Origin of the sequence: Paraperlucidibaca wandonensis (assembly GCF_042677145.1) — a bacterium.
Taxonomy (GTDB): Bacteria; Pseudomonadota; Gammaproteobacteria; order Pseudomonadales; family Moraxellaceae; genus Perlucidibaca; species Perlucidibaca wandonensis.
The window spans coordinates 1,963,781-1,976,982 of the sequence record NZ_JBHTIT010000001.1; the positions used below are offsets into that span (position 1 = coordinate 1,963,781).

Consider the following 13,202-nt stretch of genomic DNA (forward strand, 5'->3'; position numbering starts at 1 on the left):
GCACAGCAAATGAACTGGCTCTCGCTCGCGGCAATCAATCTCACCCTGTGTATCGCCACTGGCGCGTTTGCCGCACATGGCCTGAAAGCTCGCCTGAGCGTGGAGCAAATGGCTTGGTGGCAAACCGCTGTTGGTTATCACACCACACACGCGCTCGGCCTGTTAGCCATCGGCATTCTATTGCGCTTTAGCCCTTCGCTAAGCCCTAGCCTGCCCGCTGCCGGCCTCAATACTTCAGCTCTATTGCTGCAACTAGGCATTGTGATTTTTTCTGGCTCGCTTTACGCCATGGCATTGGGCGCACCACGCTGGTTTGGTGCCATCACACCCATTGGCGGTTTAGCCTTTATGGCCGGCTGGCTCTGGCTAGCTTGGGCAGTAAGCAAATGAATATTCGTCTTAATGGTGAGTCGCTTACCATGTCTGCTGGCAGCACGATTAGCGACCTGCTAGCCGCACAAGACCTAGTTGGCAAGCGTATCGCCGTAGAATGTAACGGCGAAATCGTGCCCCGCAGCCAGCACTCCAACCATACCTTGCAGCCGAATGATGCCATCGAAATTGTCCACGCCATCGGCGGCGGTTGATGGATGTTCTAGTCGGCGTAGATTGGTTAACGCCTAGTCTGATTGTGCTCTCATTGCTGCTGATTATTGCCGGCATGATCGGCATGGTACTGCCCGCAATTCCGGGGCCACCCATCCTGCTCATGGGTTTATTTACCGCCGCTTGGGCCGAAAACTTTCACTATGTTGGTAGCGGCACGCTGATTATTCTGGCGCTGCTATGTGTTGCTGCTGTCGCGCTCGACTTCATTGCCGGGGCGCTCGGAGCTAAACGCAGTGGCGCTTCTCGAGCCGCAGTCATCGGCGCCTTACTTGGCGCGATTTTGGGTTTGTTTTTATTCCCGCTAGGGCTGATTTTCGGGCCCTTTGTGGGCGCGATGATTGGTGAGTTATCTACCGGTCGGCCGTGGCAACAAGCCAGTCGCGCTGGCTGGGGCGCGACTATCGGCATGCTCATTGGCATCGTCGCCAAACTCGTCATTGGCCTAATAATGATTACGCTATTTATCTCTATGCGCGTGCTCAATTAAGCCGATGCTCAGCCTCAAGCCTCAAGGCAGCGGCTGAGTTTGTAGCGTTTTTTGCAAAGCCTCGGTGTTAAATCCGAGGCTTTGTGCTTTCTGAACTAGTTCATTGAAAGTCGCTTCAGGTAGCTCAGGCGTGCGCGAGAGCATCCACAAATAGCCACGGTCGGGTGCGCCAACTAAAGCCCATTGATAATCTGAGTCGAGCGCAAGCACGTAGTAGTCACCGTAAAATGGCCAAAAGAAGCTCACACGCAAACGCGCATTACCGGAATTCGCCACTACCTTGGCCGTGCCTTCGGCAGATATGATCTCGCCATTAGCTTGGCGGCAGCGGTTTAGCACAGCAATATCGTCACCCTTTTCGCTATACCGCGCCATGACATCGCCGGCACAGTCGGTTTGGAAACGATTGGGTAAGCGCGCGACCTCATACCAATCGCCGCTGTAGCGCTCGAGATCTACCGCAGCCACAGTGGCTAATGGCGGATGATTGCTGCATGCGCTAAGTGCAATGACTGCCAATGCGGTTACAACTGGCCTTACCCATACGGAAATAATGCTCATATCTTTCTCTTTTTCATAATGTTTTCGGCTCAGACAAGGCTTATATATACGCGATTGCTCAGCAACTAAACATGCCATAGCTTTGTAGTGGCCGCACTTAGGCTCGAGACGTACAATAGCGCTTTCTACGCTGGAGCTTGATCATGTCGGATGCTTTTTTACTCGCTGGCCGCACGTTTCACTCACGCTTACTGGTCGGCACTGGCAAATATAAAGACATGACCGAGACCGCCGAGGCCATTGCCGCCAGTGGTGCTGAAATAGTCACCGTGGCTGTACGGCGCACGAATATCGGCCAAACGCCTGGCGAACCAAACTTGCTCGATGTCATTTCGCCCGACCGCTACACCATTTTGCCCAATACCGCTGGCTGCTACAGCGCCGAAGAAGCCGTGCGAACCTGTCGCTTGGCACGTGAATTACTCGACGATCATAAACTCGTGAAGCTAGAGGTTTTGGGCGACCAGAAAACTCTTTACCCAAACATGCCTGAAACCTTAAAAGCCGCAGAAACATTGATTAAAGAAGGCTTTGAAGTCATGGTTTATTGCAATGACGACCCCATTGCGGCGCGACTTCTAGCTGAAATGGGTTGTGTCGCGGTGATGCCTTTAGGCTCGTTGATCGGCTCAGGACTGGGCATTGTCAATCCGTACAATCTGCGCATTATTCTGGAAGAGGCAACGGTGCCCGTGCTCATTGATGCTGGCGTTGGTACAGCATCGGATGCCGCTGTCGCGATGGAGCTAGGCGCTGCCGGTGTACTCATGAACACCGCCATTGCCGCAGCAGGCAAACCGGTGCTGATGGCTTCGGCAATGAAAAAAGCGGTCGAAGCCGGACGTGAGGCATTTTTAGCCGAACGTATGCCGCGCAAGCTTTACGCCAGCGCGTCTAGCCCACTTGATGGCATGGCGTTTCGCTAAGCCTCAAACCGCCTCAGCAAATATCTATGCGATAGCCAGCCTGCGGTAAATGCACATGCACAACGCCTAAGGCTGGCGTCTCGCGAGCAATGATAAAGCGCTCATCACTTACTCCAACCAACACACCTTCGGTGGGGTCTTTCGCGTAATCGGCTGGGCTGATGCGCACGCGCTGGCCAATTCGCGCATCTACTTTTTGATCAGCGGCAATAGCACGAGGCTCGGCGTTTTTGGCAGCTAGCAGCGCAGCATCACCCGAGATTTCCACACTCACGCCCTCACCAAATGCACCCATGCGATCCATCCAAGCATTAGCTTTCGGAAAGTCATTTAGCAAGGATGACTGACCGATATCGCGCAGAAACCACAAGCTGTGATACGTGGAAAAGTCAGCATGATGCGGCGCATCACCAAACAAAAAGTCCTGATTTTGCAAACGTGCCTCGGTGGCCACTAAATGCTTGCGCACCACCGACTTTGCCGCGCTAGGTGGCGCACTGCGAACACTGCTAGTGCGGCCGATCTGAATACGGTCAGCAAAAAATCGTACGATGGCCTTCAGCGTCATTTCGCGCCAAACAGTTTTCGCCAATGCCCATGAGCCAGCAGCAAACAAGACCGCAAAAAAAATCTTCACATCAGTATGACGAGCATAGGCTTGCTCATCCTCGCCCGCACGCGCCAAGTTAATATCTGGTTTCCCCGACAATCGCGCAATTTCATGGGAAATGATCGCTGTATCGCAGAAGATGTCTGCACCAACTTGCATCACAGGCACTTTTCGATAGCCGCCTGTGAGCAGCTCAAGCTCAGGCCGTGGCGGTGCCGACTCAACGCGCACCGACTGCCACTCAAGCCCTGAATAACCCAGCATGCTGCGCACTTTTTGTGAAAATGGCGACAGAAAGTAGTGGTGCAAAATGAGTGTGGGCATAAAAAACTCGGGCAATGTTAAGAGGGTCGGAGCAGCACACGATACATCGCGGCCAAACAAAAACACAGCAGCGCAGGCAGCAGCAAGGTGAGCAGACCCACGCTTAAATATAGTTTGGCACCAATAATACCGCCACTAATAAAGCCCGCGATGATGAGGCCAAACAAGCGCGCTTTACGGGCATCAAAGCGCTTTCCGCGCAGCCAGCCACCAAGCATTAAGCCGAGGTCGGTGAAGATGCCGGTGACATGCGTAGTACGAACGATGGCGTTGCTGTAATGCGTGGCGAGCGCGTTCTGTAAGCCGCAGGCAGCCGAAGCAAAATACACACCAAAGTTATAGCCTTTGCTAAGCGCCATGAATGCTACAAGCAGAAAAATACCTTCGACGATCAGCAGCTCGTCATAGTGGCGCCCTGCACGTACATCGCGACCACTCAGCACCACGCCAGATAGTGCTGAGCCACAGACAAAGCTGATTATCACAAAGGTTAAATGCAGGACTTCAGCGCCTGACTGCCAAACGCTTACGCCTAGCCAGGAGGCAGTGCCTGATAAATGTGATAACGCATGCGGCGCCACGCCCATCACCCCTACGGCATTGACGATACCCGCCAACAAGGCCAAGGAAAATGCACCGTACTCAATCCATCGCGGCAATCGCTTCACACATCATCTCCTACTACAGCGCACGCAAACCCTTGGTGTGGCTAGTCTAAGTTCCGTACAATCACGCACAGTTATTATTCATCGAGTGTATGGCATGAGCGAGTCTCCAGCGCGACCTTTTACTGATCGCATCAAAACCTTTATGCCGCGCACATCGCCGCTTAACACCTCGCAAAAGCAAGGGATGAGCGATTTTGCGCCAAAAATGCAACTCACGTTGGCGCAAGGAAAGCTCAATCCGGAAGCCATCTTTGGTCGCCGAGCACCACTCACTATCGAGATTGGTTTTGGCATGGGCCAGACGCTGATTGAAATGGCTCAGGCCGCTCCTGAGCGCGACTTTATTGGTATAGAAATTCACAAGCCTGGCGTCGCTCAGCTCTGCTTCGATGCCGGCACTCAAGGCGTGACTAATCTCCGTTATTACAGCGAAGATGCCGTATCAGTGCTGGAGCAGGCCATCGAGCCGGGAAGCGTAGATACCGTTCAGCTGTTTTTCCCTGACCCGTGGCAAAAAGCACGGCATCATAAGCGCCGCTTTGTACGACCAGACCTCATTGAGCTGGTGCGTCAAACTTTGAGCGTTGGCGGTCGCTTTCATATGGCCACCGACTGGGCACCTTATGCCGAATGGATGCTTGAACACATGGAGGCTGCAGCAGGCTTTAACAATGCCCATGCACCTGGTGAATACATGCCGCGACCAGCGTGGCGCCCACTGACGAAGTTTGAGCAGCGTGGCCATGATCAAGGCCACGGTGTCTGGGATCTCATTTATGTCCGAGTCGACTAACACACCATACATTCCGCTTAGCGCCAGCGAGGCTGCCGCACAAAAACCACTCACTGGCGGCAACTGGGCCGATTGGCTACTGCTTGTTTTAGCCTTGTTCTCGGTAGCACTGCTAGCCTGGGAAAGCTGGGGCCCAGTGACACCAGAGCAAAGTGAAGCCATCATCTTGGCTGACTACAGCATCTGTGGGCTGTTCTTTTTAAACTTCATGTGGCGCTGGCGTGAAGAAAAATGGGCGCTCGGTTTTGTCGGTCGTAATTGGTACGACGTGCTCGGCATGATCCCAGTCTCCGACCCCGCCCTGCGTAGCTTCCGTTTAATTCGCGTGGTGATTTTATTGGCTCGGATGGGCGTCGCCGCTGACCGAGTCATTGGTGAAGACTTCACTTATCGACTGGTCAATCGCTTCAAGCAAGGCATCGTGCAAGCCATCAGCGGCACTGTCACTGTTGCTGTATTAAATGAAGTCGCCGACGTGCTTGTGAAAGGTACTTACACGCAAAATATCGCACGGGCATTAGAAGAAAACCAAAGCGAACTGCGCGATATGATTCGCGAAAAGCTCCGCGAAGACCCACAAACCGGTCGCTTTAAACGCATGCCGTATTACAACGAAATCATTGAAGGCACGACTGAAACGGCGCTGCGAGTGATTGAACAAGTGCTGCTCGACCCGCGTACCGATGAACTAGTTGCCGATATGCTGCGCGAAAATATTAATCAAATTCGTCTTGCTGTTGCCGCCCGAGAGGCTAATAAAAACCAATGACCGCGCATGAGCCCGACTATGTTGCGAGCCTAAAGAAAGTAGAAGCGTTTAGCGCCTTGCCCGATGAGGCGCTGCATGCTTTAGCGATCATGGCGCAACCGCAGCGGCTCATGAGTGGTCAGCGCCTATATCGCGCAGGCGATCCGCCACGCTTCCTGCATGTGCTGGTTCATGGCCGCCTGCAGGTGCGCAAAGAGCAGCGCATATTGGGCTATGTGAACCGCTACGAGCTTTTGGGCGAAATGGGCGTGATTGCCGCTGAAGCACGCAATAGCACAATTTATGCTCAACGCGATTGCCTACTTTTAAACTTGCCTGCCAGCGCTTTTATGGCGTTGATCCGCAGCCATCCAGATACACTGGTCGCACTATCGCGACTGATTATTTCACGCGGGCGTGATGCGCTTAATCCTCGCCAAAAACAAGCGAATGCCGATGGCGGCACGCTAGCTGTTGTGCCTGCAATCCGCGGCATCCCGGCGATGTTGCTAGCTGAAGCACTGACCGGACACATGAGTGGTTGGCCCGAAACTCGCTTAGTCAGCGCCGCGCATATCGACAGCGTATTTGGTGCGGGCTTTTCGCACACACCCCAAGATGGTAGCGGCGCCGATGTCGCACTTTGCGCTTGGCTCGCCAGCCTAGAACACCAGCATCGCTTCGTGATGTATGTTGCCGATAATGGCACCGATACTTGGTCTTTACGCTGCTTGCGCCAAGCCGATCGCATCTTGCTAGTGGCCGAGTCTGGGCAAAAACCGCAAGCCACACCCGTGCTGGAAACATTGCGCGCCGGTGGCTTGGTAGCCCCGATCGAGCTAGTATTATTACGGCCAATGGGCGATGCCGCACCGCACACATTAGAGTGGCTTGAGGCCACTGGCGCACGCGCACATTATTTTTTACACCCATGGGCCAAACATGAAATAGCCGCCCTCGCCCGGCAAATATCTGGGCGCGGCATAGGCTTGGTATTAGGCGGTGGCGGCGCTCGTGGCTTCGCGCATATCGGCTTGATAAAAGCACTAGAGCAACTTGGCATCCCAGTCGATGTCGTCGGCGGCACTAGCATGGGCGCCTTTGTTGCCGCGCTCCTAGCTTGCGGCTTCGATAGCACCGAAATGATTCACATCGCCCACGAAACCTTTGTCGCGCGAAACTACCTCAACGACTACACCCTGCCGAAGGTTTCGCTTATCCGTGGCGAGCGTTTTCATCAGCGGCTAATGACCATTTTTGGCGAACGCCGCATTGAAGAATTGCGCCGCACCTACTACTGCATTTCCACCAACCTCACTACTGGTATGCCTGGCATTCATGACAGCGGGCCGCTAGGTAGCTGGGTCGGCACCAGCATGTGTGTGCCCGGCGTCGCGCCGCCCATTGCCTTCGAGGGCGAACTTTTGTGTGATGGCGGCGTGGTCAATAATCTACCCACTGATGTCATGGCGCAGCTCGAGCGCGGCGTCATCATTGCCTGCAATGTTGGTAGTGTTGGCGATATGGCCGCACCTGGTGCCGGCATGAATGAGCCAGATCAAAGTGCCTTATTGCATTGGAAAAGCGAAGGCCAGCCGCCGAGCTTGAGTGAGATTTTGATGCGCACAGCAACACTGACCAGCGACACGATTACGCTACAAGCATCGATAGATCGCGCCGATACCTATTTGCGCATGCCCATCGATGATATTGGTATGTTTGAGTGGTTACGCATGGATGAGCTGGTGCAGCGCGGCTATGAACATGGCCTGGAAGTGCTGACACCACTCCGTGAAAAGCTACTGCGTTAAAACGGGGACTCGGCGTATTTAAGCAGGCGCAGATGGGCGCGGTTTAATTCCATACTCATTCAATAGGCCCTGCAAATATGTTGCGGTTTCGCTGTCGAGACTGGGCAGATAATGCGCCAGAATCTCATGACAATCTTGTTGTCGCGCCGGCGTTAAGCGCCGCACGATATCCAATAGCGTATGCCATTGTGAGCGCAGCAAGGCCGCGTAGGCCGCCTGCGCCAAGAACTCGTCATCGGCCTGCTCCATGACCTCTGCCAAATTGTCACGGCCTGCGCTATTCATTACTTCTGCCAAACACAATATGGCCGACCAGAGCTGGCGGTAGCTTGTGGCTTTGATAATCTGCTGCAACACTTCTGGCCGTTGCAGCGCGGCTAGATTCACCACTTGTTTTTGCACTTCGGGCGATAAGCACACCACCACCGGCAGCACATCCTCCCAAAGGTCTTCTGCCTGAACGGTCTCGATAATAGCCGTTAGTACGCGCTCGCCCTGCTCTGCCGCTAAATCACCAAGTTCACACTTAAGGCCGTAGCCGGCATGCGTCAGCAAGGCCAATAAACTGGGCCAGAGGTCTCGGCGCGACTCATCGCAGACTAGCAAAACTGCGCGCCGCATACGCTCAGTAGGAATTAGGCGCACGATGTGATCGATGCGGTATCGGGCTTCGATAAAAAACAGTATCTGCAGCAAATCACCTTCATCTTCAATACTTACAGCAACTTGCTGCAGCACGTCATCGGGCAATAAGGCCACGAAACGACCGAGTGTGACGAAATCTCGGCGCAACAGCAGCACATGACTAATGGCCATGACTTTTTTCGCTGCTAACAAATGCAGAACCTCTCGGGCGCTACGAGGGTCAAGATCAATCGCGACATCGGCTAGAAATTCAGTGTCTAAATACTTGGCAATATTGGCCACGCGCCATGCTGGCAGCTCGCTTGCTAAGCGTGCTGTCATTGGTGCGCCAAACCACGAGCGAGCACATAGCGCCGACACCCATGCCGGCAGCCAGCGTGCGACTGCTGCAAGCAGGCCCAAGGGCTCACGCAACTCATCATGCAATACATCGGAAATGGCCGAGCGTAATGTCGCTACGGCATCGGAAGGTAAGTCGTGTAGATAGCTCAGCGAGCCGGCCTTGACTGACAAAAAGCGCGCCAGCTTGATGACTTCGGCACGATTAGCTAAGCGGCTCATTTGCGCGACCTGCGGCTGTTTGCGAGCGAACGCTTACTAGTGCGCGATGATGCATCACGCGCAATATGCCGACGCTGCAAGAGCCAACGCAATGGCCAGAAAATGCCGCGACGCAGCTGACTTTGAACGCGCTGACGTTCGCGCTCACTGGCAGCATCAATCAGCTCATGCAGCTGCGTTAATTGCGCATCACTCAAGGCATCGAGGCCGCTTAAGCTGGCTTGCGGACGGCGCAAGCGCAGAGCGAGCTGAGTCAATGATTCGGACATGGCTTAAACCACCGCCTTGGGTCGATGTGCCAGCCAAGAGTCGAGCTGCTTAGCAAATTGCTGCTTATCGCTGGATGAAAATGGTGGCGGCCCACCGCGAACCATGCCGGCGTCACGCAGGTCGCTCATCAAGTCACGAATAGCTAAACGCTGACCAATGCTTTCCGGCGTGTGCAGCTGGCCACGCGGGCTTACCGCCACTACGCCGAGCTTCACAACCTCGAAGGCGAGCGGAATATCTTGCGTGATGACTAAATCTTTGGCCTTAGCATGCTGCACGATGTAGTTGTCGGCGACATCAAAGCCAGGTGGCACTTGCACGGCATTCATCGGCAAGCCGGCTGGCAGACGAATGGGTTGATTGGCGACAAAGGTAATCTGCACGCGGGTGCGCTCAGCGGCGCGAATGAGCATGTCTTTCACGGGCACGGGGCAGGCGTCGGCGTCGACCCAAATCTGCGTCATGGCACGGGTATCTCGAAATATCTGTGGAGCGATTCTACCGCGATGCGGGCTCGCTGTGTTCGGGCAAAAAAGCATCAATAGCGCGATTTAGAAAGCGTAAGCCAAGCGCGCTGGCTTGAAGGCGATCTGGCGTGTGTTCGAGCAGGCCTTGGCGGCGTAACTCGGCGAGCGTGCTGGCAATGGTGTTGAGTGAAAGTCCGGTGCGCTCTGACCAATAAGCGCTGGGCACGCCGTTGGTCAGGCGCAGGGCATTGAGCATGAACTCGAAGGGTAGGTCGATGCTCGCGATGCGCTCTAATTTGGCTTGATAGGCGGCCACGCTTGGTATTCCCGTACTCTGCGCCGCGCTATAGGCAGCCAAATAATCTTTTGGCATTCGCGTTTTCGTGCTCCGCCAAATCTCGGCCGAGGCTGTGGTGATGTCCGCGCTATTTGCTAAAGTCAGCTTGCCATGAGCACCTGCTCCGATACCCAGATAATCACCAAACTGCCAATAGTTCAGGTTGTGCCGACACGCCTGATCAGCCTGCGCAAACGCCGACACCTCATAGCGCTGAAAGCCCGCTTGCGCCAGCAGCACCTCGCCCTGCTCCTGAATATCGGCGAGCACATCCTCATCGGGCAGGATGGGTTGCTGGCGATAAAACACGGTGTTGGGCTCGAGCGTGAGCTGGTACCACGACAGATGTGTAACGCCGAGCGCGATGGCCTGAGCGAGATCATCGCAAGCGGCGGCAACGCTTTGGCCGGGCAAGCCGTGCATTAGGTCGAGATTGATACGCTCGAAACCGGCCGCGCGCGCAGTGCTTGCCGCTCGCAAAGCCTCATCGCCGGAATGAATGCGGCCTAAGGCTTTGAGCTGCTCGCCCTGAAAGGTTTGCACACCAATGGACAGGCGATTGATACCGGCCGCGCGATAACCTTCAAACAAGCCCTGCTCGACTGTGCCGGGGTTAGCTTCTAGTGTGATTTCGATGTCATCAGCCCATGACAGCCGCGCGCGAATGCCAGCAAACAGGCGCACATAGCCATTCGGTGAGATCAATGACGGCGTACCACCACCGATAAAAATCGACTGCAATGGTCGCTGCGACCAGTCTTGGGAAAAATGCGCTAAGTCGGCGTCGAGGTCATTGAGCAAGGCATCGATATAGGCGGCCTCGGGCACACCGTCGGCGCTCACTGCATGCGAGTTAAAGTCGCAATAAGGACATTTACGAACGCACCAAGGCATGTGCACATAAAGGCTTAACGGCGGCACTTTTTGAGCGCGCACATTGACCAATGGCGCACTCACAGCCCGGTTTCGTTCCAGCGCGCGCGCAGCTGCTGCAAGGCTTGGCCGCGATGGCTTAGCGCCGCTTTCCGCTCGCGCGGCAATTCAGCCGATGTCATACCTTCATCGGCCAGATAAAATACCGGATCATAGCCAAAGCCCTGCTCACCCGAAGGCTGATGCGTAATTTCTCCGGCCCATAAAGCTTGGCAGATGATAGGCAGCGGATCATCGGCGTGGCGAACAAAGGCCAGTACGCAAACAAATTGCGCACGCCGTGAAGTATCGGCTGGCATAGCCGCGAGTGTGGCCAAAAGCTTGGCATTGTTTGCGGCATCGCCAGCGGGCGCGCCAACCTCATTGAGGGCATAGCGCGCAGAGTAGATGCCCGGCGCACCACCGAGTGCATCAACGGCGAGGCCAGAGTCATCGGCTAGTGCTGGCAGGCCGGTTAAGCGACTGGCGTGGCGAGCTTTTATCAGCGCATTTTCAACAAAGCTCAAGCCATCCTCGATGGCATCGGGCACAGCAAATTCCTTCTGTGAGCGCACGCTGACATCAACATCCGCAAGCAAAGCGCGCAACTCTTTGAGCTTGCCTTCATTGCCGGTGGCTAGAACAAACTCACGCGAGGCCGTAAGCCTATTACCGCCATTCGTCTCGACTTCACTCATCAATCATCGCCCCGACTAACGCGGAAAATACCGATCTCACCGAACATATTGGGAAACCATCGCGCCAAAATGCTGCCCTGCTGATCTTGATCAACCGCAAGTTTATCTAGCACTTTTAAACCCTTGCTGCGGCAGAGCGCTTCAAAGTCATGCATGGTGCAAAGATGAATATTCGGAGTGTCGAACCAGCCATATGGCAAGGCGCGCGACACTGGCATGCGGCCCTTATAGAACAAATACCAGCGGGTTTGCCAGTGCGCAAAATTTGGAAATGTGACGATAACTTCGCGCGCCACGCGCACCATTTCATCGAGTAAAATATCGGGCCGCTGCACTGCCTGCAGCGCCTGCGCCATCAGTAAAGTGTCGAAGCTATCGTTCTCAATATTCGCCAAACCATGGTTAAGGTCTTGCTCAATAACATTTACGCCACGCGCGATGGCCGTGGTGATTTTATCGGCATCGATTTCGAGACCATAGCCGCGCACATTTAAGGTATCGCGCAAATGCGCTAGCAGCTCGCCATCGCCACAGCCTAAGTCAATCACGCGTGACTCTGGCGCGATCCATTGCCGCGCCAACGCTAAATCAAGACGCATGGGCTGCCTCCCGCTCATTGGCAATACGCGTCATAAACGCCCTGAAAATATCCATATAGCGCGGGTTATTTAACAGGAAAGAATCATGCCCTTGCGGAGCATCCACCTCTGCGTAACTCACTTCTTTGCCGGCCTTCACCAAAGCATCAACGATTTCACGCGAACGCGCTGGAGCAAAGCGCCAGTCGGTGGTAAACGACACCACCAAAAAGCGACATTGCGCCTTAGCAAAAGTCTTCGCTAGGTCGTGATCGTAATCGCGGGCGGGGTCGAAATAATCCAGCACGCGCGTCATCAGCAAATAGGTGTTGGCATCGAATCGTTTGGAAAACACCTCACCCTGATAGCGCAAATACGATTCGACCTGAAACTCGGCATCGAAGCCATATTGGTAGGTAGCTTTACGCAGGTCGCGGCCGAACTTTTGCCGCATCGCGTCATCGGATAAATAAGTGATGTGGCCTACCATGCGTGCCAACGACAAGCCAACCTCGGGAATGACACCGTGCTGAAAATAACGGCCGGCATGGAAGTCCGGATCGCGGCGAATGGCTTGGCGGGCGACTTCATTGAACGCGATATTTTGCGCGGTAAGCTTGGGCGCACTGGCGATGATGACCGCATTGGCGATGCGATGCGGCTGATCGATACTCCAGCGCAACACCTGCATGCCACCGAGCGAGCCACCGACAACAGCCGCCCATTGTTCAATGCCCAAATAATCCATTAAACGTACTTGCTGCTTCACCCAGTCGCGCACTGCGACAATGGGAAAGTCAGGGCCCCAAGGCTCGCCGGTCTCGGGATTAATTGACGATGGCCCAGTCGTGCCATGACAGCCGCCAAGGTTATTAAGCGCGACGACAAAAAAGCGATCGGTGTCGATGACCTTGCCCGGGCCAATGGCGCTATCCCACCAGCCAGTTTTGGCCGTAGCTGGGTCTTCGCCCTCGTGAAAACCAGCGGCGTGATGATGCCCCGACAGTGCGTGGCAAATCAGCACCGCATTACTGGCGTCGGCATTCAGCGTGCCATACGTTTCATAGACCACATCATAGGTATTGAGAGTACGGCCACAGGCCAAATCTAGGGGCTCGGTGACGTGCAAATACTGCGGCGTCGCAACACCGACACTGCCTTCTGGGTAAATAAAAGCCTCTGTACTCATGGCGTCAT

At 54.8% G+C, this 13,202-nt stretch carries 17 protein-coding genes; 7 read left to right on the forward strand and 10 right to left on the reverse strand.

Features of this window, described 5'->3' with window-relative positions; all coding sequences use genetic code 11:
• Positions 1-9: 9 nt before the first annotated feature.
• The 3 genes from ACFQ0F_RS09315 to ACFQ0F_RS09325 are packed head-to-tail and all read left to right on the forward strand — an operon-like array spanning position 10 to position 1,096.
• Positions 10-390, forward strand: coding sequence for a DUF423 domain-containing protein (locus tag ACFQ0F_RS09315; RefSeq protein WP_340675964.1), 381 nt, complete (start codon positions 10-12; stop codon positions 388-390).
• Positions 387-587 carry a sulfur carrier protein ThiS gene (gene thiS / locus ACFQ0F_RS09320; RefSeq protein ID WP_340675963.1) on the forward strand — a complete coding sequence of 67 codons (201 nt, stop codon included), beginning with the start codon at positions 387-389 and terminating at the stop codon, positions 585-587. The genes ACFQ0F_RS09315 and thiS overlap by 4 nt, the downstream gene beginning before the upstream one ends.
• Positions 587-1,096 (forward strand): DUF456 domain-containing protein, encoded by a 510-nt coding sequence (locus tag ACFQ0F_RS09325; RefSeq protein ID WP_340675962.1) that lies wholly within the window; start codon positions 587-589, stop codon positions 1,094-1,096. The genes thiS and ACFQ0F_RS09325 overlap by 1 nt, the downstream gene beginning before the upstream one ends.
• Positions 1,097-1,117: 21 nt before the next feature.
• Here the strand turns inward: ACFQ0F_RS09325 and ACFQ0F_RS09330 are convergent, their stop codons facing one another.
• Positions 1,118-1,657 (reverse strand): lipocalin family protein, encoded by a 540-nt coding sequence (locus ACFQ0F_RS09330; RefSeq protein WP_379071418.1) that lies wholly within the window; start codon positions 1,655-1,657, stop codon positions 1,118-1,120.
• Positions 1,658-1,800: 143 nt separating this feature from the next.
• On the opposite strand from ACFQ0F_RS09330, the gene ACFQ0F_RS09335 reads away from it, so the two are divergent.
• Positions 1,801-2,583, forward strand: coding sequence for a thiazole synthase (locus tag ACFQ0F_RS09335; protein ID WP_379071420.1), 783 nt, complete (start codon positions 1,801-1,803; stop codon positions 2,581-2,583).
• A 13-nt stretch (positions 2,584-2,596) separates the two neighbouring features.
• Here the strand turns inward: ACFQ0F_RS09335 and ACFQ0F_RS09340 are convergent, their stop codons facing one another.
• A complete protein-coding gene (locus ACFQ0F_RS09340; RefSeq protein WP_379071423.1) occupies positions 2,597-3,517 on the reverse strand; it encodes a glutathione S-transferase family protein in 921 nt (306 codons plus the stop codon).
• A gap of 17 nt (positions 3,518-3,534) precedes the next feature.
• Complete coding sequence (locus ACFQ0F_RS09345; protein ID WP_379071426.1) at positions 3,535-4,185, reverse strand: YoaK family protein; 651 nt, start codon at positions 4,183-4,185, stop codon at positions 3,535-3,537.
• 94 nt (positions 4,186-4,279) lie between these two features.
• On the opposite strand from ACFQ0F_RS09345, the gene trmB reads away from it, so the two are divergent.
• From trmB to ACFQ0F_RS09360, 3 genes are read left to right on the forward strand one after another with little or no spacing between them, the layout of a single operon-like run.
• Positions 4,280-4,978: a tRNA (guanosine(46)-N7)-methyltransferase TrmB gene (trmB, locus tag ACFQ0F_RS09350; RefSeq protein ID WP_340675957.1), complete on the forward strand. Its 699-nt coding sequence runs from the start codon at positions 4,280-4,282 to the stop codon at positions 4,976-4,978.
• Entirely contained in the window at positions 4,962-5,747 is a 786-nt protein-coding gene (locus ACFQ0F_RS09355; RefSeq protein WP_379071429.1) for an ion transporter, read from the forward strand. Before trmB ends, ACFQ0F_RS09355 begins: the two co-directional genes overlap by 17 nt.
• Positions 5,744-7,537 carry a patatin-like phospholipase family protein gene (locus ACFQ0F_RS09360; protein WP_379071432.1) on the forward strand — a complete coding sequence of 598 codons (1,794 nt, stop codon included), beginning with the start codon at positions 5,744-5,746 and terminating at the stop codon, positions 7,535-7,537. Before ACFQ0F_RS09355 ends, ACFQ0F_RS09360 begins: the two co-directional genes overlap by 4 nt.
• Before the next feature lie 18 nt (positions 7,538-7,555).
• On the opposite strand, the gene ACFQ0F_RS09365 is transcribed toward ACFQ0F_RS09360, so the two are convergent.
• From ACFQ0F_RS09365 to metX, 7 genes are read right to left on the reverse strand one after another with little or no spacing between them, the layout of a single operon-like run.
• Positions 7,556-8,743: a hypothetical protein gene (locus tag ACFQ0F_RS09365; RefSeq protein WP_379071435.1), complete on the reverse strand. Its 1,188-nt coding sequence runs from the start codon at positions 8,741-8,743 to the stop codon at positions 7,556-7,558.
• Positions 8,740-9,012, reverse strand: a complete 273-nt coding sequence (locus ACFQ0F_RS09370) for a hypothetical protein (RefSeq protein ID WP_340675953.1) — start codon at positions 9,010-9,012, stop codon at positions 8,740-8,742. Before ACFQ0F_RS09370 ends, ACFQ0F_RS09365 begins: the two co-directional genes overlap by 4 nt.
• Before the next feature lie 3 nt (positions 9,013-9,015).
• On the reverse strand, positions 9,016-9,477 hold the full coding sequence (locus ACFQ0F_RS09375; RefSeq protein WP_340675952.1) for a YaiI/YqxD family protein: 462 nt from the start codon (positions 9,475-9,477) through the stop codon (positions 9,016-9,018).
• A 34-nt stretch (positions 9,478-9,511) separates the two neighbouring features.
• The gene (hemW, locus tag ACFQ0F_RS09380; protein ID WP_379071439.1) at positions 9,512-10,774 is read right to left on the reverse strand and encodes a radical SAM family heme chaperone HemW; all 1,263 of its coding nucleotides are present in this window, start codon (positions 10,772-10,774) and stop codon (positions 9,512-9,514) included.
• Positions 10,771-11,427: an RdgB/HAM1 family non-canonical purine NTP pyrophosphatase gene (gene rdgB, locus ACFQ0F_RS09385; protein ID WP_379071442.1), complete on the reverse strand. Its 657-nt coding sequence runs from the start codon at positions 11,425-11,427 to the stop codon at positions 10,771-10,773. Before rdgB ends, hemW begins: the two co-directional genes overlap by 4 nt.
• Positions 11,427-12,026, reverse strand: coding sequence for a methionine biosynthesis protein MetW (gene metW, locus ACFQ0F_RS09390; RefSeq protein WP_340675949.1), 600 nt, complete (start codon positions 12,024-12,026; stop codon positions 11,427-11,429). Before metW ends, rdgB begins: the two co-directional genes overlap by 1 nt.
• Positions 12,016-13,194 (reverse strand): homoserine O-succinyltransferase MetX, encoded by a 1,179-nt coding sequence (metX, locus tag ACFQ0F_RS09395; protein ID WP_340675948.1) that lies wholly within the window; start codon positions 13,192-13,194, stop codon positions 12,016-12,018. The genes metW and metX overlap by 11 nt, the downstream gene beginning before the upstream one ends.
• Positions 13,195-13,202: the final 8 nt, after the last annotated feature.